The organism is Konateibacter massiliensis (assembly GCF_900184995.1).
Taxonomy (GTDB): Bacteria; Bacillota; Clostridia; order Lachnospirales; family Lachnospiraceae; genus Lachnotalea; species Lachnotalea massiliensis.
On record NZ_LT860099.1, the window covers coordinates 2,917,178 to 2,941,168 of the forward strand.

Consider the following 23,991-nt stretch of genomic DNA (forward strand, 5'->3'; position numbering starts at 1 on the left):
AGGAAAAACTAGTGGAAAATACATAAAAATTGTTATACTATGATTTTTACATAAGTTATAGAAAGAGGAATTTGTCATGGCAAAAGCGGTACTATCAAAAAAAGATGAGGAATTTCGGGATTTTTCTCTGAACGGAAATATGTGGAAGGTCGTTGTGCAGGTAGGATTCCCACTGGCACTCTATCAGGAATTACTTCAGTTGTTTAAAATATTGGATTCCATGATGGCATCACACATCAGTGCGACCTCGGTATCAGCTGTGGCATATCTGTCTCAGATTAATATGATGCTTGCGGCAGTCGGAGGCGGACTTGCGGTCGGCGGCAGTTTGAAAATCAGCCAGGCATACGGCGAGGGCGACTATGAGATGGTGAAGCGCCGCGTGAACAGCTTGTTTGCACTCTGCGCACTGCTCGGCTTTGGAGTGCTTGCTATTTTACCTTTTACAGGGCAGCTTTTAAGACTTGCGAATACACCCAAGGAGCTGATTGAGATTGGAAGCCGTTATTTCGCGGTTGAGTTGATTGGACTGGTTATCACGTTTTTTAATATGGTATACATTTGTGTGGAGCGAGCGAGAGGGAATTCCAAGCGGATTCTGGTATTAAATATGGTTGTAATCGGTATCAAGCTGTCGCTGACGGCAATTTTTGTTTATGTGCTGCAATGGGGAATCACGATGATAGCAGTGGCGACGATTATTTCCCAGTCAGTTCTTCTTGTAGCAGGTATGAAGAATTTAAACCAAAAGGGAAATGCTTTTGGACTTTCCATAAAATATATGACGTTGAAAAGCGAGATAACAAAACCGATGATATCCCTGTCCTTTCCGGTTATTGTGGAGAAGGTGGCGTTTGCCTTCGGAAAGGTGATTATCAATTCAATGAGCGGTGTCTATGGTGCATTGACCGTAGGAGCGCTTGGGATTTCAAACAGCATCGGAGGGCTGACCACCAATCCGCAAAATGGGTTTGAGGAGGGGGCAGCGGCAATCATAAGCCAGAACTTGGGAGCAGGAAAGCCGGAGCGTGCCTTGGATGCATTTAAGAAGGTTCTCGTTGTAAACGTCATTGTCGGTGTGATCGGATTTGTTCTGACAAGGATTTTCCTAAACCAGATTTCCATTCTGTTTTCCAGTTCTGCCAGCGGTGTGGACTATCAGTTTCGGGAAATGATTTACAGCATTTACCGCCTTGAGTCTTTGGGAGGATGTATTCCGCTTGGCATCAATGCTTCGGTTATTGCTCTGATGCTTGGGTTTGGATATACGAAATGTACACTGCTGATTAACTTCTGCCGTATCTTTGTTTTCCGCATACCGGTGCTCTGGGGATTACAGCTTTTTACCTCACTTGGAAGTGAGAGCGTAGGTATCGTTATGTTGGTAAGCAATGTTTTGGTTACAATATTTTCCTGTCTCGTTGCAGTTGTTGTGATTAGAAAGATTTGCAGGGAGCACCAGATAAGCTTTTGGAATAAAAAAGGGGAAGCCACAGCAGAAAATGCAGGAGTCAGTCAGTAGACTGATTCCTTTTTGCTTGTTCCACTAATCTCTGGAACAGTGGAAGCATAACATCGGAAATCTCAATAAAATTTTCAGGGTGCCACTGAACGCCTATCTGAAATGGATTTTCCGTATGCTCAATACTTTCAATAATGCCGTCATCAGAAAAACCGGTCGCAATTAAATTGCGTCCTAAGGAATTGACAGACTGATGATGGTAGCTGTTTGTAAAAAGTGAGGAACCAAATAAATCCTGCATAACTGAGTTATCCGTAAATTTAACTTCATGGGTGACAAAGTAACGTTTTGCTTCCGACTGCATATGCTTCATAGGAGTACCCTCCATAAGAGAGAGGTCTTGATAAACGGTGCCGCCGCAGGCGACATTTAGAACCTGAATTCCGCGGCATATACCGAGTACGGGTTTTTGGACGGTCAGTATTTTTTTCATAAGAGAAAGGTGAAAGCGGTCAAGATCTAAATTACCGGAGCCCAGCGAGGGATGGGGATTTTCACCAAAGAGCAGAGGGTTGATATCAGCACCTCCGCAGAACAAAAAGCCGTCGCAGAGCCGGACATAGGCGGCAAGGTCTGCCTGGCTTCTTGTAAAGGGTATAAGAAGGGGAAGTCCGCCCCCCCGGACAACAGATTCGACATAATGAGAACCGACAACATTTTGGTCCAGATGAAAGCTTTGCTCCACAATCATGTTGGCGGCGATACCAATCAGTGTTTTCATAAAAGAAACCTTTCTATATTATTTATAATCAGATTGTTATATTTATATGAAAAGGGACAAAGAGATATTGAAAAATAATTGAAATTTTGGTAACATTTGTGAGAAGACATTAGAAGAATGGGAGGATAAGAATGGTTAAGGTTGGTATATTTTTAGCAGATGGCTTTGAAGAGATAGAAGGTCTTACAGTTGTGGATTTACTTAGACGTGCAGGAATTGACACAGACACTGTTTCCATTTCGAAGACGAAAGAGGTGACAGGTGCACATAATATCGTTGTTATGGCGGATAAACTGTATGAAGAGACGGCGGACAGGGAATACGATATGCTGATATTGCCGGGAGGTATGCCTGGTACGAAAAATCTAGGGGCAAAGGAGGCACTTGTGGAGCGGCTGAAACGCTATGCAAGGGAGGACAAAAATATTGCTGCAATATGTGCGGCACCATCCGTGCTAGGGGACAATGGAATTTTAAAAGGTAAAAAAGCAACCTGCTATCCGGGGTTTGAGGAGCGCTTGACAGGTGCGGCTGTATCCTACGATAATGTGGTGACTGACGGCAATATTATAACAAGCAGAGGAATGGGAACCGCAATGGATTTCGGCTTTGCAATTATAGAAAAACTAATAAACAAAGAGACAGCTTTAAAAATAAAAGCTTCGATTTGTTACAACAATTAAGGGGGATCATATTATGTGGAATAGGGCAGGTTTGAAAGCAAATGCCAAGGAGAATCTGAAGAGATTTTACTGGCCGGCATTTTTGGTATGTTTAATTGTAGGAATGTTTACAAACGGCGGCGGAGGCGGTAGTGTAGCCAATGGTCTGCAAGGCGTGTTTATGCTTGGCACAGACTATGACAGCTACTACGATGACAGTTTCTATGATGACAGCAGCTATTATTATGGGGATACTTCCTCTGATGTATTCTCTTCGGTTGAGTCGCTAATTGTTATGCTTGGTGTGATGACAATTGTTTTTGCAATCGTTTTTGTAATTGCGTTAATTGTTAAGCTGCTGATTGGCAATCCTTTGCTGGTTGGTAAAAACAGATATTTCATGAGCAACCGTGATGTGAAAAGCAGTATCGGTGAAATCGGTTTTGCGTATAGCAGCGGACATTTTGGAAATGTGGTGAAAACCATGTTTTTGATGGATTTATATGTTTTTCTATGGTCCTTATTACTTATTATTCCGGGAATTATCAAATCCTATGAGTATGCGATGGTGCCTTATCTCATGGCAGAAAATCCTGCAATGGAATCAAGTCGTGCCTTCGAGATCAGCAGGGAAATAATGCGGGGCGAAAAGTGGAATTACTTTGTGCTTCAGCTTTCCTTTATCGGATGGTTTCTCTTAGGCTCAATGCTCTGCCTTATCGGTGTTGTATTTGTAAATCCGTACTATGAGGCTACACTGGCGGAATTTTACGGCTGGGGAAGAGAAAAAGCAATGGGAGCAGGAATTAGTAACAGTTATGAATTAATCGGATTCGGGGAGAATAAATAGTTATGAAAATGGGGAAGAGTATCATAATAGTAATCAGTCTGTTGGTTTTAACTGCATTTAGCGGCTGTTCTGCAATCAGTCTGCTGACACAGGGAGAATTTGATGCATCGGGATATGTCGTATCCCTTTTGGATGCAGGCTATAAGGGCGAATTTGAACAGTATATCAAGCTCACGAAGGATACCGAGGAAAATGTTCAGAGTACCTATGACGGTGTGATGGAGGCGAAAGCAGACGGATTTATCAGCTTTGTGGGAGCAACATCGACCGAGGAGCTGAAAGAAAAATACATTGCGTACAGCAAGCAAATTTTTAGTCATGCAAAGTATGAAGTGGCAAACACGACGAAGACAGAAAACGGTTTTACAGTAGAGCTTACAGTTTACCCGATTACATTATTAGAGAAGGTTTTGGAAGAGGGAGAGGTCTATGTAGCCGATTTTAATCAGAGAAATGAAAACGGTGAATTTGCTGAATATACAGACGAAGAATTTGAGGCGGAGTATGCCAACGGAATTACGGCGATTTTTGAAAACAATGTTGCGAATATTGAGTACGCCGAGCCGGTTACTCTCACGATCAATCTTATTTTGAGTGATGGCAAGGTTTATGAGATGAGTGATGCAGATTATACAGCGATAGACGGTGCGTTATTGCAGTAGTAAGAAAAGACTAGTAATTTCAAAAAGCTTGTGATATACTATTAAAATGACTGTACGTATGGATAAGTATAGATACTTTTCGCATATATTTTAAGGAGGAATTTGTAAAAATGAGTTTACAAGTAGAAAAATTAGAGAAAAATATGGCAAAGCTTACAATAGAGACTTCAGCAGAAGAATTTGAAAAAGCTTTACAGACCGCATATCAGAAAAATAAAAGCAAGTTTAACGTTCCTGGATTTCGTAAAGGCAAAGTGCCTCGTCAGATGATTGAAAAAATGTATGGAGCTGCTGTTTTCTATGAAGATGCGGCAAATGAGATTATTCCTGAGGCTTATTCCCAGGCAGCTGAGGAGAGCGAGCTTGATATCGTTTCTCAGCCAGAAATCGACGTGACACAGATTGAAAAAGGAAAAAACTTTATTTTTACAGCAGAGGTTGCATTAAAGCCAGACGTTACATTAGGCGACTACAAGGGAATTGAAGTAGAGAAAATTGCTGTTGAAGTGGCAGACGAAGAAGTGGATGCAGAGTTAGATAAAGAAAGAGAAAAGAATTCCAGAGTAGTGGAAGTTTCCGATAGAAAGACCGTACAGGATGGCGATATGACAACAATTGATTTTGAAGGATTTGTTGACGGAGTTGCATTTGAAGGCGGAAAGGGCGAGGATTATCCGCTCACAATCGGTTCTCATTCCTTTATTGACGGATTTGAAGAAGCTTTGATCGGCGCTGAAATCGGTGTTGAGACAGATGTAAATGTGACCTTCCCTGAGGCTTATCAGGCAGCAGAGTTGGCAGGAAAGCCTGCATTATTCAAGGTGACAGTAAAAGAAATCAAAGCGAAGGAGCTTCCGGCAGCAGATGATGATTTTGCAAAAGACGTTTCTGAGTTTGATACAATTGCAGAGTACAAGGCTGATTTAAAGAAAAAGCTTGAAGAGAAAAAAGAAAATGAAGCAAAGGGAGCAAAGGAAGACGCTGTAATCGAGAAAATCATTGAGAATGCAACCATGGACATTCCGGAAGCAATGATTAAAACTCAGATCAGACGTATGACAGATGACTTTGCACAAAGAATTATGTCTCAGGGCTTATCAATCGAGCAGTACTTCCAGTTTACCGGTTTGGATTACGATCAGCTTTCAGAGCAGATGAAGCCGCAGGCGTTAAAGCGTATTCAGAGCAGATTAGTGTTAGAGGCAGTTGCGAAGGCTGAGAAGATTGAGGCATCAGAAGCTGATGTTGAGAAGGAAATTGCCACCATGGCAGAAGCTTACAAGATGGAAGCTGACAAATTAAAAGAATTAATCGGAGAAAACGAAAAAGAGCAGATGAAAGCAGACCTTGCAGTACAGGAAGCTGTTAAGGTTGTAGTAGATGCTGCCGTAGAAAAATAATAAGAAACACTCACGTCGGAGGCATATTAGTTGATATGTCTCCGAAGAGTCTATATATAAAAAGGAGGAATCAGTATGAGTTTAGTACCATATGTCATTGAGCAGACGAGCAGGGGCGAAAGGTCTTATGATATTTATTCCAGATTGTTAAAGGAAAGAATTATCTTTTTAGGTGAGGAAGTAAATGAGACAACAGCAAGTCTTATTGTTGCCCAGTTATTATTTTTAGAGTCAGAAGATCCGACAAAGGATATTCATTTATACATTAACAGTCCGGGTGGGTCCGTTACCGCAGGTATGGCAATTTACGACACTATGAATTATATCAAGTGTGACGTATCAACCTACTGTATCGGTATGGCAGCCAGCATGGGAGCATTTTTGCTTGCAGGCGGCAAAAAAGGAAAGAGATTTGCAATGCCGAATGCTGAGATTATGATTCATCAGCCGCTTGGCGGTGCACAGGGTCAGGCTACCGATATTAAAATCGCAGCAGACCACATTATTAAGACACGTAAGAAATTAAATGATTGTTTGGCAGCAAACACAGGCCAGCCACTTGAGGTAATCGAGAAGGATACAGAGAGAGACAACTGGATGAGCGCTGAAGCTGCAAAGGAATATGGCTTAATCGACGATGTGATTGTGAGCAGATAGTCGATTGAAAACCAAGAATGAAGTGAGGTGAGCGCATGGCAGGAAAAAATGGCGATGAAAGATTGAGATGTTCCTTCTGTAACAAGACACAGGAACAGGTAAGAAAGCTGATTGCAGGGCCAAACGGCGCATATATTTGCGACGAGTGTGTCGACATTTGCGCGGAAATTATAGAAGAGGAATACGAAGAAGAACCAAGAAGTGCTGAGGAGATTAACCTATTAAAACCTGAGCAGATTAAGAGTTTTTTGGATGATTATGTAATCGGACAAGAAACAGCGAAGAAGGTTCTTTCTGTTGCGGTATATAATCATTATAAGAGAATTACATCAGGCAAAGATCTGGATGTAGAACTGCAAAAGAGTAATATATTGATGCTTGGACCGACCGGTTCAGGAAAGACACTGCTAGCGCAGACACTTGCCAAACTGATTAATGTACCTTTTGCGATAGCGGATGCGACCGCTTTGACGGAGGCAGGCTATGTAGGTGAGGATGTTGAAAATATTTTGCTGAAGCTCATACAGGCGGCAGACTATGACATTCAAAGAGCAGAGTACGGAATTATATACATTGACGAGATTGACAAGATTACAAGAAAGTCTGAAAATGCTTCCATCACAAGAGATGTATCTGGCGAAGGTGTACAGCAGGCTCTTCTTAAAATATTAGAAGGAACGGTTGCATCCGTACCGCCGCAGGGCGGAAGAAAGCACCCTCATCAGGAACTCTTGCAGATTAACACAACCAATATTTTGTTCATCTGTGGCGGAGCGTTTGAGGGGCTGGAAAAAATTATTGAGACGAGAATGGATCAGAAGTCCATCGGTTTCAATGCTGATATTGCAGATAAGAGAGAAGAGAATATAGGTGAGATACTGCGTCAGGTATTGCCGCAGGATTTTGTGAAATTCGGATTGATACCTGAATTTATCGGGCGTGTGCCGATTAATGTATCCTTGGAGCCTCTTGATAAAGAAGCACTGGTTCGCATTATCACAGAGCCTAAGAACTCCATTGTCAAGCAGTACAAGAAATTGTTTGAGCTGGACGGAGTAAAATTAAGCTTTGATGAGGATGCGATTGGGGCAATTGCAGAACGCTCCATAGCAAGAAAAACAGGGGCAAGAGGACTTCGCTCCATTATGGAAAGTGTTATGATGGATGTCATGTATACGATTCCGTCTGATGAAACAATTGTGGAGTGCATAATAACAAAAGAGGCAGCAGAGGGAAGCGGAGAACCGATTATTGAGCGGAAGGAAGAGCTTCCAAACAAAAAGAAAACAATTGCACAAAAGATTCTAACAAAAGCCGGAGACGAAAGTGCTTGAGCTGAAATAGAGTAATAAAAAGAAACTGTTATAAGGTGTCTCTGTTGGGACACCTTATGTTATATAGGAAATTATATAATTATATTGTGCGCAGAATGTGCGAGAGTACATTCTTTTTACAGAAGGAGGAAGAATATGAGTGAATTAGAACAAATAAGACTGATACCGACCGTGACACTCAGAGGAATGACAATTCTTCCAGATATGGTGATACATTTTGATGTGAGCAGAAAAAAATCAATTAAAGCGGTAGAAAAGGCAATGCTTGGCGACCAGAGAGTTTTTCTGGTTACACAGATTGATACAGACGAAAATGAACCAGACATGGAGGGCTTATATAAAACGGGCTGCATCGCCACGATAAAACAGGTGATTAAGCTGCCCAACAATATTTTGCGGGTGCTTGTGGAAGGCGAAGGAAGAGGAGAACTGAATCTGATAGCGGAAGACGGGGAATATATTTTATCCGAGGTATGTGAGCTTGATGCGGATATGGGGTTTGAATTGTCAGAAGCAAGCAAAGAGGCGATGGTTCGAAATTTAAAAGAACTGTTTGCACTTTACAGCGCGGAGAATACAAAAATCGGGAAAGATATGGTAAAACAGCTTCTTGAATATGAGGATTTGCAAAAGCTGGTGGATCAGATTATCATTAACCTGCCTCTTCGTTTTGAGGATAAGCAGAAAATGCTTGATGCGGTTGAATTGGAGGGCAGATATGAGGCTCTTTCCGTACTTTTGAGCAATGAAACAGAGATATACCGAATTAAAAAAGATTTACAGGCAAAAATAAAAGAAAAGGTAGATAAAAATCAAAGAGAATATTTGCTTCGCGAGCAGCAGAAGTTAATCCGCGAAGAACTCGGCGAAGATAATATTGAATCGGAGGCTGAGCGTTATTACGAGCAGATGAAGAAGCTGAAAGCTTCTAAGGAAGTGAAAGAAAAAATTGAAAAAGAGATAAACCGATTCAAAAATATTTCTTCCAATTCCTCCGAAAGTGCGGTGATTCGAGGATATATCGAGACACTTTTGGAAATGCCTTGGAATAAGGTATCAAAGGACAACACTGATTTGAAATATGCAAAAGACACCCTGAATGAGGACCACTACGGGCTTGAAAAGGTTAAGGAGAGAATATTAGAATTCCTTGCGGTGAGAACTCTGACAAAAAAAGGGCAAAGCCCGATTATTTGTCTGGTAGGGCCTCCCGGAACCGGAAAGACCTCAATCGTGAAAAGCGTTGCAAAGGCACTGGAGAAGGAATATGTGCGTATCAGCCTTGGCGGTGTGCGTGATGAGGCAGAGATAAGAGGGCACCGGAGAACCTATATCGGAGCTATGCCGGGGCGTATTGCAAACGGACTTAAACAGGCAGGGGTAAAAAATCCGCTTATCCTTCTGGACGAGGTGGATAAGGTAAGCAGTGATTACAAGGGAGATACCTCTTCCGCTCTTTTGGAGGTGCTGGACTCAGAACAGAACATTAAATTCCGAGATCATTATATTGAGCTGCCGATTGACTTATCTGAGGTGTTATTTATTGCGACAGCAAATTCCCTTCAAACGATACCGAGACCTCTGCTTGACAGAATGGAGGTCATTGAGGTCACAAGCTACACAGAAAATGAGAAGGAACATATAGCGAAGGAACATCTCATAAAGAAACAGCTTGAAAAGCACGGATTGACAGCAGCGCAGCTCACTATCACAGATAAGGCACTTACCTCCCTTATCCGCTATTATACAAAGGAAGCGGGGGTACGAAGTCTTGAGAGAAAGCTTGGTGAGATATGCAGAAAGACAGCAAGAGAGATATTGGAAAACAGTAAGGACTCCGTTGAGATAACAGAGATAAATCTGGAAAAGTTTTTAGGAAAGCCAAAATTCAGCTTTGATATGGCGAATGAGCAGGATGAGATAGGAATTGTCAGAGGGCTTGCATGGACGAGTGTCGGGGGAGATACTCTTCAAATTGAAGTAAATGTAATGCCGGGAAAAGGTGAGCTTCAATTGACCGGTCAGCTTGGAGATGTGATGAAGGAATCTGCAAGGGCAGGCATCAGTTATATCCGGTCTATGGGAAAAGAATATGAAATTGATGACGGCTTTTTCAAGAAAAATGACATTCATATACATATTCCGGAAGGAGCGGTTCCAAAGGACGGACCGTCAGCAGGTATTACAATGGCGACCGCTATGATTTCCGCAATAACAAACCGAAAGGTGAAAGCAAGCGTGGCAATGACCGGTGAAATTACACTGAGGGGCAGAGTGCTTCCGATTGGCGGGCTGAAGGAGAAGATTCTTGCGGCGAAGAATGCCAAGCTGAAAACAGTGCTTGTGCCGGAAAAAAATAAAAAGGATATTGAAGAGGTATCGGATGAAATTAAAGAGGGACTTCGGATTATATTCGTAAGTCACATGGAAGAAGTACTAAAGGAAGCCTTGGTATAGAGAGGAAGTTTAAATGATTATTAAAAATGCAGAACTGGAAATTGTATGTGGTATCACAAGCAAATTACCTGAAAATGAACTGCCGGAAATTGCGTTTGCCGGAAAATCAAATGTGGGGAAATCTTCCCTGATTAATGCGCTGATGAATAGAAAGTCACTGGCAAGAACATCAGGACAGCCGGGAAAGACGCAGACCATCAACTTTTACAATGTAAACAAGGAATTTTATCTGGTGGATTTGCCGGGATACGGCTATGCGAAGGTGTCAATTGAGATAAAAGAAAAATGGGGGAAGATGATTGAGCGGTATTTAAAAAGCTCAAAGCAGCTCAAGCTTATTTTTCTCTTGATTGATATTCGCCATGAGCCTTCCCAGAATGATAAAAGCATGTACGACTGGATTGTATATAATGGATATGAACCGGTTATTATTGCGACAAAAATGGATAAGCTAAAAAGAAGCCAAGTTCCAAAGCATGTCAAAATGTTGAGGACAGGGCTTGATCTGGCAAAAGAAACAACGGTTATCCCATTCTCCGCTGAGACAAAGCAGGGAAGAGATGAAATACTGGATTTGGTGGAAAGCTATCTGGCACCAGAAGAGGTACAGTAGAAAACGGTGACGTACTCTGAGATTGAGGTGGTTGTTTGAAAAAATCTACAAAATATTTAAAGCTTTTTGTAAACATACTAGTTATCATTGTGTCTCTCGTTATCATCATATATGTGGTTCCGAGAGTGCTCTGGTTTTTTCTGCCCTTTGTAATCGGCTGGCTGTTGTCTGTAATAGCGAATCCGCTTGTGAAGTTTTTGGAAAAGCATTTAAAGCTTGTGAGAAAGCACAGCTCCATGCTTATTATTATAGCAGTGCTTGCTCTTGTTTCCTTTGGCGGCTACTTTGCGGTGGCAAAAATCGGCGGCGAGGCTATCAGTCTGTTGAATAACCTACCGGAAATATATGAAAATACAGCAAGCGAATTTAATAAGGTGGGTGATAATTTACAGGTGGTTTTTGAACGACTGCCGGAAAATATTCAGACGTCTCTTTCGGAGGTACAAAGTGATTTTTCTGATTATGTTGGAAATATCATAAGTGCTGTCGGTATGCCTACGGTGGAGGCTGCCGGAAATTTTGCAAAAAATCTCCCGTCAAGGCTGATTGCTATTATTATGACGATATTATCTGCTTATTTTTTTATTGCAGACAGAGAAAAAATCGTTATGTTTGTAAGTGAACATACTCCAGCGGTTGTAAAAAAGAATACAGATGCGATTATGGAAGAGCTTCGGCATGCAGTGGGCGGCTATTTTAAAGCGCAATTTAAAATTATGTTTATTGTTGCCGTTATCTTATTTGTCGGATTTACCATATTGGGGGTGGACTATGCGGTTTTGCTTGCACTGCTTATCTCCTTTTTGGATTTCCTGCCCTTCTTCGGAACGGGAACGGCATTGATACCGTGGGCATTGGTTAAATTCTTATCTGCAGATTACAAAATAGCGGTAGGGCTCCTTATTATTTATGGAGTGAGCCAGTTGGTCAGACAGCTTATCCAGCCTAAAATCGTGGGCGACAGTATGGGGCTTAATCCTCTGCTGACCCTGATATTTATGTATGCAGGTTATAAGCTAAAGGGTGTTTTAGGCATGATTTTGGCGGTTCCAATCGGTATGATTGTCATCAATCTTTATTTGAGCGGCATTTTTGACAATATCATCAGAATTGTCAAAGAGGTATTAAAGGATATAGACGAGTTTAGAAAGCTTTAACAACGTTTTAGAAAAGAGGAAAACAGGATGAAAATATTTGTGTACAATTATCGTAGAGATGATGAAGAAGAATTTTTTGAACTTTTTTCCAAGCAATATCAAGTGACATTAGGAATCAGCGAAAAGTCCCCGACCGTGGAAAGTGCAAAGCTGGCAGAAGGTTATGAATGCGTAAGCGTTATTACGACGAAGATTGATGCCGCTATTTTGGGAAAATTCCATGAAGTGGGAGTGCGGTTTATTTCCACGAGGACAATCGGCTTTGACCACATTGATTTGGAAAAGGCTAAGGAGCTTGGAATAAAGGTTGGAAATGCAACCTATTCCCCAAGCAGCGTGGCAGATTATGCTATTATGTTGATTCTCATGTCACTTCGAAAGATGAAACTGATTTTAAACAGGACGAACTATCAGAATTTTGCGCTTGACGGTGTCAGAGGCAGGGAGCTTCCGACGCTCACGGTTGGAGTGCTTGGAACCGGTCGGATTGGCAGATGTGTAATAGAGCATTTAAGCGGCTTCGGCTGTAATATTCTGGCCTATGATTTATATGAATCGGAGGAGGTAAAACGGTACGCCAAATATGTGGCATTGGAGGAGATATTACAAAGCTCAGATATTATCACGCTTCATATGCCTGCTACCGAAGATAACGAACATTTGATTCAGGCAGAGACAATAAGGAAAATGAAGGATAACGTAGTCATCGTGAATACAGCGAGAGGCTCTCTCATCGATACAGAGGCTCTGATAGAAGGGCTGGAGAGCGGGAAAATCGGTGCTGCCGCCCTTGATGTGGTGGAAAACGAGTCACGCCTGTTTTACAAGGATTGCAGCACAAGAGTAATCGGAAACCATGAGCTTTTGCTGCTAAAGAGTTATCCGAATGTTATTCTGACCCCTCATACTGCCTTTTACACGGATCAGGCAGTCAGTGATATGGTAGAAAATTCGATTAAAAGCTGCTGTCTTTTTCTGCAAGGAGAGAAAAATCCTTGGGAAGTGGCTTGACATAGAGTTAGCTCTACATCTTATAATGAGTTTAGAATAATAAAACAAAGATATATGTTAATAGACATGATATCTGGGTATCAGAAAGGAGCTTTTAATGGAAAATTTTAGGTTTAATGCGTATACGGAGATTCTTTTTGGAACGGGACAGATTGAAAAGCTGGCACAAAGTGTGGAGACCTATGGGAAAAATGTTCTTTTGACCTATGGAGGAGGAAGCATTAAAAAAAGTGGGATTTATGATAAGGTGAAAGCACTCTTAAAGGATTTCAATATTGTTGAATTGAGCGGAATTGAGCCAAATCCAAGAATTGAGAGTGTTCGAAAGGGAGTTGAGCTTTGCAGAGAGCATAACATTGACGTAATTTTGGCAGTGGGCGGCGGAAGTACAATCGATTGCAGCAAGGTGATTGCGGCAGGCTATTATTATGACGGAGATGCGTGGGATATCGTGACAAATCCGGAATTGATTGACAAGGTGCTTCCGATTGTGACGGTGCTTACATTGGCGGCAACCGGCTCTGAGATGAATAAGAACGCTGTAATCTCCAATATGGAAACAAATGAAAAGCTTGGCACTGCGAGCATGAAAATGATCCCGCAGACCTCTATTTTAAATCCGGAGTATATGTTTACACTTCCGGCTATTCAGACGGCGGCAGGAACAGCAGACATTATGTCTCATGTGCTGGAAAATTATTTCCAGAAGACAGAGGGAGCTTTCGTTCAGGATAAAATTTCCGAAGGGCTGCTGCAAACCTGTATCAAGTACTGTCCTATCGCAATAAAGGAGCCGAATAATTATGAGGCGAGAGCCAATTTGATGTGGGCGAGTTCACTTGCATTAAACGGACTGTGCGGCTGCGGTAAGAGCGGAAGCTGGACCTGCCATCCGATTGAGCATGAGCTGAGTGCTTACTATGACATTACACATGGCGTAGGCCTTGCTATTGTGACACCAAGGTGGATGAGATATATACTAAGCGAGAAAACGGTGGATAAGTTCGTGGATTACGCGCTGAATGTATGGCAGCTCTCTCCGAATGAGGATAAGTTTGCATTGGCAAATGAGGCAATTAATAAGACAGAAGAATTCTTTAAGAGCTGTGGTATTCCGTCTACTTTGACAGAGCTTGGAATCGATGACTCCAAATTTGATTTGATGGCAGAGAAAGCAGTAAAATTCGGTGGCTTGGAGTATGCTTATGTAGGGCTTACACCGGCTGATGTGAAGAAAATATTAGAAGCCTGTCTGTAGGATAGGGATAAAAGAAAGTGTGAGCTTTGCTCACACTTTTTTTATATGGTAGGAAAATTCTTCGAATTTCCTACCATATAAAAATATTATGCGCACCTCGCGGAGTGGAAGTAGTTGCTACGCAACCCGCTCGGGCGCGAAGTGTGAGCAAAGCTCACACTTTCTTATGATTGCAAATAAATATTTAAGAATATCTTACGTTTCCATAACGGGAAAAGTGGCTGAAAAAAAGTGCCTAAAATCCGGTGTTTTGAAGGGGACAACCGGGAGAGAAATGGAGTGGAATTATTTGACAGAAAGCTTGAAACATACTATACTGTTTAATATAAAATGAACTAAAATAGTTCAAAAGAAGGGAGAAGGAGATTAACATGAGAGTATTAAAAAAATCAACTATTGCAGCTGTTTTAACCTTTATATTTATCTTGGCAGCCTCCATTTTACCGGCTGATTCAGCCTTGGCTGCTACAAAACCATCACTGAATTCTACCTCAGGCACTGTCTTTATGTATACGGAGGATAGTATATATGTGAAGAATATCCCAGCTGGTCTTGAAAGTATTTCATGGAGTTCAAGCAACAAATCTGTATTAAAGGTAAAGTCAAATGCAAAAACAGGTGTAGAATGTACCTTGCTTCCACAGAAATCCGGAACGGCAACAGTGACCTGTACAATCGTTTCATCAGAGAAAACATATAATTTGACCTGTAAGATTACAGTAAAAAAAGCAAGCCCTTTCAAGAAGATTTATATTGACGGAAAGAACAAATATAAATCAAAGACATCGTCCATCACTTATAATACAACAAGCTCAAGCAAGATAAAGGTGACATCAAAATTGGCAAGTGGCTGGAAGCTTGTAGGTGCTGAATATCAGGTGTTTAACACTGCTACAAGTGCAAAGAGTGTAGTGGATATTCCAAGCAACAATAAAGTTCCTATCGGCAAATACATGACCAAAGTGTATTTTACGGCGATGAATGATGACAATGAATATTTTGTTTATACGGTTATTTTAAAGAAAACGGTAAGTGAGACGGCAAAGCCTAGCTTTTCTAAGAAGACAGACACGATTTTCTTAAAGACTACGAATAACACAGTATCGGTTAAAAATTTTCCAAGTGGTGCAACTGCTGTTTGGAGCACAAGCAAGAAGAGCGTAGCGACGGTTAAGGCAGGCGATGAGGCAGGAACAGCTGTATTGACACCAAAGAAGGCAGGTACTACAACCATTACCTGTACAATTACAAAAAAGAATAAGACAGTTTCTACCATCACCTACCAATTGAAGGTAGCGAAAAAGGTAAAACCACTTGAAGCAGTAGAGATTGACGGAAGCAATATTATAGGAAAGACGAGCAATAACTACTACAAGTTTAGTACAACCGATCATTCTGTATTAGTACAAAGCTATGAGAACAGCGGTTGGACCATACAATCCGAGAACTATGTTGTGTATAAGTCTCCAACATTTTGCGGTACAGAGCAAAAGATTACAGGCATTGGAACCGTACCAATCGGAAATTATAAAACAGTTGTGCAAGTAAAACTGAAAAATAATAAGTCGAGTGCAATTTATACCTTTACACTGGAGCTTTATAACAAGAACTATAAAAAATAAATTTTGATGAACAAGAGGAATATACAAAAAGCTAATAATTTTTGTATATTCCTTTTTGATTCCTATTGACAAACTTTCCAAATGTGATAATATGAACATATGAACAATCATTCATATGAAAGGAGACAAGATAATTGAGAGAGCAAAACGAAGTAGCAAAATGCGAAGAACTTTGTATCCATGAAAATGTGGTAAAAGATGTTCAGGGACATATGCCGCCCGATGAAAAACTAATTGATTTGGCAGATTTTTTTAAGATATTTGGAGACACAACAAGAATAAAAATTTTATATGTATTATTTCAGTCTGAAATGTGCGTGTGTGATATTGCAGATCTTCTGAATATGACCCAGTCGGCTATTTCGCATCAGCTTAGAGTATTAAAGCAGATGCAGCTTGTAAAATTCAGAAGAGAAGGAAAAACAGTATTTTATTCTCTGTCAGACGGACATATTAAGACAATTATAAATCAAGGTATGGAACATATTAACGAATAAGGAGCAGGCTGCATGAGCAGCAGGAAGGAAAGATTATGAAGAAAATATTTATATTGGATGAATTAGATTGTGCAAACTGCGCAGCAAAAATGGAGACAGGAATCAACGATTTGGATTGTGTAAATAAAGCGACGGTATCCTTTATGACGAAAAAGCTTGTCTTGGAGACAGATGAGGATAAAATGGAACAGGCAATCGCGGAGGCATCAAAGGTTGTGAAAAAGATTGAGCCGGACGTTGTGTTAAGAGCAAAATAATCGGTAAAGAGGGTGCACTATGACAAAAAAAATGAAACGACAGCTTAGAAATATTATATTTGGTGCCATCGTATTTATGATTGGAATGATATTGCCAAGGATTGTTGCCGTTGGCAATAACGGTGAGCTTTTTATTTTCTTGGCAGCTTATCTTATCGTAGGAAGTGATATTGTAAAGCGGGCGGTAAAAAATATACCGACCGGACAATTATTTGATGAGAATTTCCTGATGAGTATTGCAACCATCGGAGCCTTCCTCGTAGGTGAATATCCGGAAGGTGTGGCGGTTATGCTGTTTTATCAGATAGGAGAGCTGTTCCAGAGCTATGCGGTTGAAAGGTCTAGAAAATCAATCACAGAGCTTATGGATATTTATCCGGAATACGCAAATCTTAAAAAAGGCGACACAATCGAGCAGATTGATCCGGATGAAGCAGAGGTCGGCGATATTATCGTCATTAAGTCGGGAGAAAAAGTGCCTTTGGATTGTAAGGTGATAAAAGGAACAACAACACTTGATACGAAAGCACTGACAGGTGAATCGCTGCCAAGGGAGATTGAGGTGGGCGATAGCTTAATCAGCGGCTGCATTAATATAAATGGTGTTGTGGAAGCAGAGGTTATCAAGGAATTTGGAGAATCAACAGTAAGCAAAATTCTTGATTTGGTTGAAAATGCCAGCAGTAAAAAGGCAGAGGCAGAAAACTTCATCACCAAATTTGCAAGATATTACACTCCTATCGTTGTGATTTGTGCAATAGCACTTGCGATTATCCCTTCTCTTATTGTAGGAGGCTGGGAGACTTGGATTTACCGTGCATTATCTTTCTTGGTAATTTCATGCCCTTGTGCTTTGGTTATTTCCATTCCGTTAAGCTTTTTCGGAGGACTTGGAGGCGCATCCAAGACGGGAGTTCTCGTAAAGGGCAGCAACTATCTGGAAGCGTTAGCAAATGCTGAGATTGCGGTGTTTGATAAGACCGGAACGCTGACAAAGGGAACTTTCCAGGTAAAAGAGGTAAAAAGCAGGGGTAAATATAGCGATGAGGAGCTGATTCAATTTGCAGCCTATGCGGAAAGCTACTCGAATCATCCTATTGCCGATGCACTGAAAAATGCTTATGGCAAGGAAATAAATTATGATGATATCCTTAATGCGGAAGAAATTGCGGGTCATGGCGTAAAAGTAGAGATAGACGGTAAGACGATATATGCTGGAAATGGAAAACTGATGAAAAAACTGGGTATCAATGCAGGCGAGGAAGACTTCGGGGGTACGCTGGTTCATATCGCAGTGGACATGGAGTACGCCGGCTATATTGTGATTGCCGATGAGATAAAAGAAGATGCAAAGCTTGCAATTGACGCATTAAAACACGCTGGTGTAAAAGAGATAGTTATGCTGACCGGAGACAGAAAGAAAGTCGGGGAAGCGGTGGCAAAGGAACTTGGCATTGACACGGTGTACACAGAGCTGTTACCTGCTGATAAGGTAGAAAAGGTGGAAGAACTGTTTCGGAAAAAGTCTCAGAAAGGAAAGCTTATATTTGTTGGTGACGGAATCAATGATGCACCGGTGCTTGCGAGAGCAGATATTGGCATTGCAATGGGAGGACTTGGTTCAGATGCGGCGATTGAGGCAGCCGATATCGTGATTTTAACGGATGAGCCGTCTAAAATTGCAAAGGCAATGCAGATTTCGAAAAAAACGCTTCGAATAGTAAAACAAAATATTGTGTTTGCGATTGGGGTAAAGGTTTTGGTACTAATACTTGCCGCAATCGGCAGTGCAACCATGTGGGCGGCTGTGTTTGCCGATGTGGGAGTATCGGTCATTGCAATCATCAATGCCATGCGTGCATTAAAGGCAGGAAAAGGGGCTGTCACACTTTAGTGTGACAACCCCTTTTTGCTACATAATAAAAACTGTTTTACACAGCCTCAGGAGCAGTATACTCTGCTTTGCCGAAGCCAAGAATTATGTAGAAAATTGTTGGTAAAAAGATGAGTCCCAATGTAAAGCCAATACCTTTACCAAAAGCTTTTGCAAGCTTGTATGAGGTCATGATTGAAATAACAAAAGAAACAATCGGGATAATATAAGCTAAGAATACCCAACCGGTTCCCCATGTTATTTTACACAGGCAATAAAGATTATAAATTGGAATTATGCATTTCCAACCTGCAAGTCCAGCCTTTGTAAACATTTTCCACATGCCGGCAAGAGTAAGTACTCCAATAACCAGTATAACAATCAGATATACTCCTAATACTGCCATGATTGCGGATTCATCATAAGAATAATAACCATAAGCGTCCATTTTCTTTTCCCCCTTCATTTTTTAGACTATAATAATATATCATATTAAGTCGAATTGAGCAACTTATTTTACTTCTGACATTAGTACTAATTTATTTTGAACAAAAGTACCGATTTGACTGAAAATAAGAGAGGAATAAAAGTTAAAAAAATAATAAAAAAGTGATTGACATTATAAAAATAAGTGTTATATTAGTTATAGAACAAACAACAAATAAAAATGAGGAGGTGGGCTTATGAATATAAGCAAATTTACACAAAAGTCAATGCAGGCGGTAAATGACTGCGAAAAGCTTGCGTATGAGTATGGAAATCAAGAAATTGAACAGGAGCATTTGCTATACAGTCTGCTCATGCAGGAAGACAGCCTTATTTTGAAGCTGATAGAGAAAATGGAAATTAATAAGGACTATTTTGTCCAAACAGCGGAAAATTATCTGAAAAAGAGAGTGAAGGTGTCAGGCGGCCAGGTATACATTGGTCAAAATCTGAATAAAGTGTTGATTCATGCGGAGGATGAGGCGAGGCAGATGGGAGATGAGTATATCTCCGTGGAGCACTTGTTTTTGTCTCTTGTTCAGTATGCAAACGGTGCGCTGAAGCAGATTTTCAAGGAATATGGTATTACAAGAGAACGCTTTTTAAAGGCACTATCTACGGTCAGGGGAAATCAGAGAGTGGTGAGCGACAACCCAGAGGCGACCTATGACACACTGAACAAATACGGTTATGATTTGGTGGAGCGTGCTAAGGAGCAAAAGCTTGATCCGGTAATCGGACGTGATAGTGAAATCAGAAACGTAGTTCGTATCCTGTCTCGTAAGACGAAAAACAATCCGGTGTTAATCGGTGAGCCGGGTGTCGGAAAGACGGCAGTTGTGGAAGGGCTTGCTCAGAGAATTGTGAGAGGAGACATTCCGGAAGGATTAAAGGATAAGAAACTGTTTGCCCTTGACATGGGTGCCTTGGTGGCAGGAGCTAAATACAGAGGTGAGTTTGAGGAACGCCTAAAGGCGGTGCTTGAGGAAGTCAAAAAGAGTGAAGGTCAGATTATTCTGTTTATTGACGAGCTTCACACGATTGTGGGAGCAGGAAAGACTGACGGTGCAATGGATGCCGGAAATATGTTAAAGCCAATGCTTGCAAGAGGTGAGCTTCACTGTATCGGAGCGACAACACTAGACGAGTACAGAATGTACATTGAAAAGGATGCAGCGCTGGAGCGACGCTTCCAGCCTGTTACAGTAGACGAACCGACGGTAGAGGACACAATCTCTATATTGAGAGGACTGAAAGACCGCTATGAGGTTTTTCACGGGGTCAAGATAACCGATTCAGCTCTTGTGTCTGCGGCGGTTTTGTCAAACCGTTATATTTCGGAGCGTTTCTTGCCGGATAAGGCGATTGATTTGGTGGATGAAGCCTGTGCCTTGATTAAAACAGAACTTGATTCCATGCCGTCAGAGCTTGATGAACTGTCTCGAAGAGTTATGCAGATGGAGATTGAGGAGGCGGCCCTGAAAAAAGAGACAGACCGTCTGAGCAAAGACAGACTGGACGCACTTCAAAAGGAGCTTGCAGAACTGAAGGATGAATTTAACAACCGAAAGGCAAAATGGGACAATGAGAAAAATGCGGTAGAAAGGCTGCAGAAGCTTCGCGAAGAAATCGAGGATATGAATAAGCAGATACAGCTTGCACAGCGGGATTATGACTTGAACAAGGCCGCAGAGCTTCAATATGGAAAGCTTCCGAAATTGGAGCAGCAGCTTGCCATTGAGGAGGAAAAGGTCAGAGCGGCAGATTTGTCCCTGATTCATGAGAGTGTGACGGAAGAGGAAATCGCAAAGATTATTTCCAGATGGACCGGAATTCCGGTTGCAAAGCTGACAGAGAGTGAGCGAAGCAAAACACTCAATCTTGACAAAGAGCTTCACAAGAGAGTGATTGGTCAGGAGGAGGGCGTCACAAAGGTAACAGAGGCGATTATCCGTTCCAAGGCAGGAATCAAAGATCCGACAAAGCCGATTGGTTCCTTTATTTTTCTCGGACCTACCGGTGTCGGAAAGACGGAACTTGCAAAAGCTCTTGCGGCAACGCTATTTGACAATGAGCAGAATATGGTGCGTATCGATATGAGTGAATATATGGAGAAATACTCCGTATCCAGACTGATTGGAGCTCCTCCCGGATATGTAGGTTATGAGGAGGGTGGACAACTGACCGAGGCGGTGCGCAGAAAGCCGTATTCCGTCGTGTTATTTGACGAGATTGAAAAGGCTCACCCGGACGTATTTAATGTACTTTTGCAGGTGCTAGATGATGGAAGAATCACCGATTCACAGGGAAGATGTGTGGATTTTAAAAATACCATTCTCATTATGACCTCCAATATCGGTTCCGGTTATTTGCTGGAAGGAATCGACGAAGAGGGCGAGATTAAGGAAAGCAGCACCGGTATGGTTATGGCAGATTTGAGAGCTCATTTTAAGCCTGAATTTTTAAACCGACTGGATGAAATTATCATGTTTAAGCCTCTGATGAAGAAGGATATCGCTTCGGTTATCAACCTGCTTGTGAAGGATTTAAACAGCCGTCTGGAGGATAAGGAGCTGGAAATCGAAATCAGCCAGGAGGCAAAGGATTTTATTGTGGAAAACGGCTATGACCCAGTTTATGGTGCAAGACCGCTGAAGCGTTATCTGCAAAAGCATGTGGAGACACTCGCGGCAAAATTGATACTTGCAGATGAAGTTTTGCCGGGCAGTAAAATTGTAATCGAAGTAAAGAATAATGCATTAAATGCCCATATTAAATGACAAAAAAGTAAAATAATCTAAAATTATTTAAAACTCACCCGATTTTGGCAGAAAATAGGAGACAAAACTTGTCTTTGGTAGTATAATAAAGTTGAATTATAACTATGTCATGATTTCCTGTATAGAAAGTCGGGTGAGAATATGAATAACACGAGTGTACTTATTGTTGAACAGCTTAATCCGGGTATGATTGTCGCGGAGGATGTTTATGATAATAGAGGTCATCTGATCATTTCACACGAACTGGCAATTTCCGAGAAAATGATAATGCGGCTGAAGCTATTTTCAATTGAGCGGGTCAAGGTATATGAACCGGAGGGAATGAGCGGTAAGGAGACTGGAAAAGGACATCTTGCGGAGAGTCTGGAATTTCAGGAATTTAAGCAGAAGTATGTAAAAAATGTGGACGAGTTCAAAGATACAATCAATGATATTGTATATGGAAATGAGCCGCTTGACCAGAATATGCTTCTTAGCAATATCAATGAGTTTGTGCAGGAAAGCCCAAGCCGGTCTCAACTGTTTTACATGCTCAGAAGCCTGAAGGAATATGATCATACGGTTTATACCCATAGCTATAATGTAGCAATTATTTGTAAAATGTTTGGTATCTGGCTGAATAAGAGCCTGGACGATATAGAAGCCCTTACTATGGCGGGCCTTTTGCATGACATCGGAAAGCTTGCAGTGCTTGAGAGGATGACAGGCAAGGAGACAAAGGAAGAACGCGAGATTCTTATGCGAAGCCACACGCTCCGAGGCTATGAGGTGCTGAAAAATAAAAAGATTGATGAGAGAATCAAGCTGGTGGCACTGGAACATCACGAGAGAAGAAACGGCAGCGGGTATCTGAGAGGACTAAAAGGCAATGAGATGAGTGAGTTTTCACAGATTGTCGCAATTGCAGATATTTATGATAAGATGACAGCGAGCGGAAAGATAGCAAGAACCGCGCCGATGTATGTGTTTGAATATTTTAAAAAGGAAGGCTATGATTTGTTTGAGAGTAGATTTTTACTTCCGTTTATTGAAAAAACGGTGGAAACCTATCTGCACAACAAAGTAACCTTGACAAACGGCGTGGAAGGTGAAATAATAATGCTGAATCCGCAGGAGAAGAGCAGACCGCTTGTTCGTACTCCTTATGGCTTCATCGATTTGAATACAGAGCGGAATTTGGAAATAAAAGAGATATTATAGAAGTTAGAAAGAGGCAGTTGATGTTACCGAAAGATCCCATGATACTGCTTAGCTATGTGAATACGCAATTACGGGATTTTTATCCGAGCTTGGAGGAAATGTGTAAGAGTATGAATGTGGTGCAAGCAGAAATAGAAAATCGTTTAAGAACGATAGATTATGAATACGATAAAGCCCTGAACAAGTTCGTTTAGGGCTTTATGTGATTAAATGGAGCGGCTTCACATATATTTATTATATATTGTCATGGAAAAGGTTGCAGCATGAAGCGTCGATGTTTTATTTTGTTTTGGATTGATTTGGTGTTGATTTGTATACTATTTGCCATAAATATAAAGGAATTAAAAGCGGAGGTTTTTTTGCAGTCGCCGCCGGAACAGCCTGTTACGGAAGTGGAGGACAATGCCAAGAAGGTGGCACTCACCTTTGACGACGGACCGCATCCTGTTTATACGAAACAAATTTTGGAGGGGCTTAAGGAGCGGAATGTAAAAGCCACTTTTTTTATGATCGGGAAAAATGCAGAAGCCTATCCGGATGTTGTGAAGCAGGTTTATGAGGAGGGGCATTTGCTTGGAAACCATACATACAGCCATGCACAGCTTAATATTTTGAGCGAGGAAGAGCAATGTGAGGAAATCACAAAGGCGAGTGAGGTGATTTTTGAAATCACAGGTACTTACCCAGAGTTTATAAGGCCATCCTTTGGAGAGTGGGATAAGAATTTAGAATGCGATTTGATTCCTGTGCTCTGGACAGTGGATACGCTGGATTGGACAACGGATAATGTTGCAAAAATCGTAAAAAAAGGAACAAAAAATATAAAGGACGGAGATATTATATTGATGCATGACTGTTATGGATCGTCCGTGAAAGCGGCACTTCAAATTATTGATGAATTGCAAAAAGAGGGATTTGAATTTGTGACAGTAGATGATATTATATTATAAGAGCATTAAGCCACAAAGGAGA

Annotated in this window: 22 protein-coding genes; 20 read left to right on the plus strand and 2 right to left on the minus strand. The window is 41.3% G+C overall.

Going from position 1 to position 23,991, the window contains the following annotated elements:
- Positions 1-76: 76 nt before the first annotated feature.
- Positions 77-1,522, plus strand: a complete 1,446-nt coding sequence (locus CTY48_RS19000; RefSeq protein ID WP_099470001.1) for an MATE family efflux transporter — start codon at positions 77-79, stop codon at positions 1,520-1,522.
- Here CTY48_RS19000 and CTY48_RS19005 read toward each other — a convergent pair.
- The gene (locus CTY48_RS19005) at positions 1,512-2,243 is read right to left on the minus strand and encodes a gamma-glutamyl-gamma-aminobutyrate hydrolase family protein (protein ID WP_099470002.1); all 732 of its coding nucleotides are present in this window, start codon (positions 2,241-2,243) and stop codon (positions 1,512-1,514) included. The two genes, CTY48_RS19000 and CTY48_RS19005, sit on opposite strands and share 11 nt — an antisense overlap.
- Before the next feature lie 131 nt (positions 2,244-2,374).
- Here CTY48_RS19005 and CTY48_RS19010 point away from each other — a divergent pair, with 131 nt between their 5' ends.
- The 15 genes from CTY48_RS19010 to CTY48_RS19080 all read left to right on the plus strand — a co-directional run bounded on the left by CTY48_RS19010 (position 2,375) and on the right by CTY48_RS19080 (position 18,574).
- Positions 2,375-2,926, plus strand: coding sequence for a DJ-1 family glyoxalase III (locus CTY48_RS19010; protein ID WP_099470003.1), 552 nt, complete (start codon positions 2,375-2,377; stop codon positions 2,924-2,926).
- A 13-nt stretch (positions 2,927-2,939) separates the two neighbouring features.
- Positions 2,940-3,755, plus strand: a complete 816-nt coding sequence (locus CTY48_RS19015; protein ID WP_099470004.1) for a DUF975 family protein — start codon at positions 2,940-2,942, stop codon at positions 3,753-3,755.
- Between the two features lie 2 nt (positions 3,756-3,757).
- A complete protein-coding gene (locus tag CTY48_RS19020) occupies positions 3,758-4,417 on the plus strand; it encodes a hypothetical protein (protein WP_099470005.1) in 660 nt (219 codons plus the stop codon).
- A 110-nt stretch (positions 4,418-4,527) separates the two neighbouring features.
- Positions 4,528-5,817, plus strand: a complete 1,290-nt coding sequence (gene tig / locus CTY48_RS19025; protein WP_099470006.1) for a trigger factor — start codon at positions 4,528-4,530, stop codon at positions 5,815-5,817.
- A 75-nt stretch (positions 5,818-5,892) separates the two neighbouring features.
- The gene (gene clpP, locus CTY48_RS19030) at positions 5,893-6,474 is read left to right on the plus strand and encodes an ATP-dependent Clp endopeptidase proteolytic subunit ClpP (RefSeq protein ID WP_099470007.1); all 582 of its coding nucleotides are present in this window, start codon (positions 5,893-5,895) and stop codon (positions 6,472-6,474) included.
- A gap of 35 nt (positions 6,475-6,509) precedes the next feature.
- Complete coding sequence (clpX, locus tag CTY48_RS19035) at positions 6,510-7,808, plus strand: ATP-dependent Clp protease ATP-binding subunit ClpX (protein ID WP_099470008.1); 1,299 nt, start codon at positions 6,510-6,512, stop codon at positions 7,806-7,808.
- A gap of 135 nt (positions 7,809-7,943) precedes the next feature.
- The gene (gene lon, locus CTY48_RS19040; protein ID WP_099470009.1) at positions 7,944-10,265 is read left to right on the plus strand and encodes an endopeptidase La; all 2,322 of its coding nucleotides are present in this window, start codon (positions 7,944-7,946) and stop codon (positions 10,263-10,265) included.
- Between the two features lie 13 nt (positions 10,266-10,278).
- On the plus strand, positions 10,279-10,878 hold the full coding sequence (gene yihA / locus CTY48_RS19045) for a ribosome biogenesis GTP-binding protein YihA/YsxC (RefSeq protein ID WP_099470010.1): 600 nt from the start codon (positions 10,279-10,281) through the stop codon (positions 10,876-10,878).
- Positions 10,879-10,913: 35 nt separating this feature from the next.
- On the plus strand, positions 10,914-12,035 hold the full coding sequence (ytvI, locus tag CTY48_RS19050; protein ID WP_099470011.1) for a sporulation integral membrane protein YtvI: 1,122 nt from the start codon (positions 10,914-10,916) through the stop codon (positions 12,033-12,035).
- Positions 12,036-12,062: 27 nt separating this feature from the next.
- Positions 12,063-13,046, plus strand: coding sequence for a D-isomer specific 2-hydroxyacid dehydrogenase family protein (locus tag CTY48_RS19055; RefSeq protein WP_099470012.1), 984 nt, complete (start codon positions 12,063-12,065; stop codon positions 13,044-13,046).
- A gap of 97 nt (positions 13,047-13,143) precedes the next feature.
- Positions 13,144-14,304, plus strand: a complete 1,161-nt coding sequence (locus tag CTY48_RS19060) for an iron-containing alcohol dehydrogenase (RefSeq protein ID WP_099470013.1) — start codon at positions 13,144-13,146, stop codon at positions 14,302-14,304.
- Between the two features lie 371 nt (positions 14,305-14,675).
- Positions 14,676-15,926 carry a hypothetical protein gene (locus CTY48_RS19065; protein WP_099470014.1) on the plus strand — a complete coding sequence of 417 codons (1,251 nt, stop codon included), beginning with the start codon at positions 14,676-14,678 and terminating at the stop codon, positions 15,924-15,926.
- A gap of 134 nt (positions 15,927-16,060) precedes the next feature.
- Positions 16,061-16,423 carry an ArsR/SmtB family transcription factor gene (locus CTY48_RS19070; protein WP_236355034.1) on the plus strand — a complete coding sequence of 121 codons (363 nt, stop codon included), beginning with the start codon at positions 16,061-16,063 and terminating at the stop codon, positions 16,421-16,423.
- A gap of 35 nt (positions 16,424-16,458) precedes the next feature.
- Complete coding sequence (locus tag CTY48_RS19075; RefSeq protein WP_099470015.1) at positions 16,459-16,680, plus strand: cation transporter; 222 nt, start codon at positions 16,459-16,461, stop codon at positions 16,678-16,680.
- A gap of 19 nt (positions 16,681-16,699) precedes the next feature.
- Complete coding sequence (locus tag CTY48_RS19080; RefSeq protein ID WP_236355035.1) at positions 16,700-18,574, plus strand: heavy metal translocating P-type ATPase; 1,875 nt, start codon at positions 16,700-16,702, stop codon at positions 18,572-18,574.
- 37 nt (positions 18,575-18,611) lie between these two features.
- Here the strand turns inward: CTY48_RS19080 and CTY48_RS19085 are convergent, their stop codons facing one another.
- Positions 18,612-19,001 (minus strand): DUF5684 domain-containing protein, encoded by a 390-nt coding sequence (locus CTY48_RS19085; protein WP_236355038.1) that lies wholly within the window; start codon positions 18,999-19,001, stop codon positions 18,612-18,614.
- A 235-nt stretch (positions 19,002-19,236) separates the two neighbouring features.
- On the opposite strand from CTY48_RS19085, the gene clpB reads away from it, so the two are divergent.
- The 4 genes from clpB to CTY48_RS19105 all read left to right on the plus strand — a co-directional run bounded on the left by clpB (position 19,237) and on the right by CTY48_RS19105 (position 23,969).
- On the plus strand, positions 19,237-21,819 hold the full coding sequence (gene clpB / locus CTY48_RS19090; RefSeq protein WP_099470016.1) for an ATP-dependent chaperone ClpB: 2,583 nt from the start codon (positions 19,237-19,239) through the stop codon (positions 21,817-21,819).
- A 141-nt stretch (positions 21,820-21,960) separates the two neighbouring features.
- The gene (locus CTY48_RS19095) at positions 21,961-23,019 is read left to right on the plus strand and encodes an HD-GYP domain-containing protein (protein WP_099470017.1); all 1,059 of its coding nucleotides are present in this window, start codon (positions 21,961-21,963) and stop codon (positions 23,017-23,019) included.
- A gap of 20 nt (positions 23,020-23,039) precedes the next feature.
- The gene (locus tag CTY48_RS19100; RefSeq protein ID WP_099470018.1) at positions 23,040-23,213 is read left to right on the plus strand and encodes a DUF4250 domain-containing protein; all 174 of its coding nucleotides are present in this window, start codon (positions 23,040-23,042) and stop codon (positions 23,211-23,213) included.
- A 69-nt stretch (positions 23,214-23,282) separates the two neighbouring features.
- Positions 23,283-23,969, plus strand: a complete 687-nt coding sequence (locus tag CTY48_RS19105; protein ID WP_099470019.1) for a polysaccharide deacetylase family protein — start codon at positions 23,283-23,285, stop codon at positions 23,967-23,969.
- The last annotated feature ends 22 nt before the right edge of the window (positions 23,970-23,991 follow it).

What these genes read in the sequence shown, in the direction of transcription:
- CTY48_RS19015 (WP_099470004.1), top strand. Translation starts at nt 2,940, where the DNA reads ATGTGGAATAGGGCAGGTTTGAAAGCAAATGCCAAGGAGAATCTGAAG.
- lon (WP_099470009.1), top strand. Translation starts at nt 7,944, where the DNA reads ATGAGTGAATTAGAACAAATAAGACTGATACCGACCGTGACACTCAGA.
- CTY48_RS19055 (WP_099470012.1), top strand. Translation starts at nt 12,063, where the DNA reads ATGAAAATATTTGTGTACAATTATCGTAGAGATGATGAAGAAGAATTT.
- clpX (WP_099470008.1), top strand. Translation starts at nt 6,510, where the DNA reads ATGGCAGGAAAAAATGGCGATGAAAGATTGAGATGTTCCTTCTGTAAC.
- CTY48_RS19005 (WP_099470002.1), bottom strand. Translation starts at nt 2,243, where the DNA reads ATGAAAACACTGATTGGTATCGCCGCCAACATGATTGTGGAGCAAAGC.
- CTY48_RS19065 (WP_099470014.1), top strand. Translation starts at nt 14,676, where the DNA reads ATGAGAGTATTAAAAAAATCAACTATTGCAGCTGTTTTAACCTTTATA.
- CTY48_RS19085 (WP_236355038.1), bottom strand. Translation starts at nt 19,001, where the DNA reads ATGGACGCTTATGGTTATTATTCTTATGATGAATCCGCAATCATGGCA.
- CTY48_RS19075 (WP_099470015.1), top strand. Translation starts at nt 16,459, where the DNA reads ATGAAGAAAATATTTATATTGGATGAATTAGATTGTGCAAACTGCGCA.
- clpB (WP_099470016.1), top strand. Translation starts at nt 19,237, where the DNA reads ATGAATATAAGCAAATTTACACAAAAGTCAATGCAGGCGGTAAATGAC.
- tig (WP_099470006.1), top strand. Translation starts at nt 4,528, where the DNA reads ATGAGTTTACAAGTAGAAAAATTAGAGAAAAATATGGCAAAGCTTACA.
- CTY48_RS19060 (WP_099470013.1), top strand. Translation starts at nt 13,144, where the DNA reads ATGGAAAATTTTAGGTTTAATGCGTATACGGAGATTCTTTTTGGAACG.
- CTY48_RS19000 (WP_099470001.1), top strand. Translation starts at nt 77, where the DNA reads ATGGCAAAAGCGGTACTATCAAAAAAAGATGAGGAATTTCGGGATTTT.
- CTY48_RS19095 (WP_099470017.1), top strand. Translation starts at nt 21,961, where the DNA reads ATGAATAACACGAGTGTACTTATTGTTGAACAGCTTAATCCGGGTATG.
- CTY48_RS19080 (WP_236355035.1), top strand. Translation starts at nt 16,700, where the DNA reads ATGACAAAAAAAATGAAACGACAGCTTAGAAATATTATATTTGGTGCC.
- clpP (WP_099470007.1), top strand. Translation starts at nt 5,893, where the DNA reads ATGAGTTTAGTACCATATGTCATTGAGCAGACGAGCAGGGGCGAAAGG.
- CTY48_RS19100 (WP_099470018.1), top strand. Translation starts at nt 23,040, where the DNA reads ATGTTACCGAAAGATCCCATGATACTGCTTAGCTATGTGAATACGCAA.
- CTY48_RS19105 (WP_099470019.1), top strand. Translation starts at nt 23,283, where the DNA reads ATGAAGCGTCGATGTTTTATTTTGTTTTGGATTGATTTGGTGTTGATT.
- CTY48_RS19010 (WP_099470003.1), top strand. Translation starts at nt 2,375, where the DNA reads ATGGTTAAGGTTGGTATATTTTTAGCAGATGGCTTTGAAGAGATAGAA.
- CTY48_RS19020 (WP_099470005.1), top strand. Translation starts at nt 3,758, where the DNA reads ATGAAAATGGGGAAGAGTATCATAATAGTAATCAGTCTGTTGGTTTTA.
- yihA (WP_099470010.1), top strand. Translation starts at nt 10,279, where the DNA reads ATGATTATTAAAAATGCAGAACTGGAAATTGTATGTGGTATCACAAGC.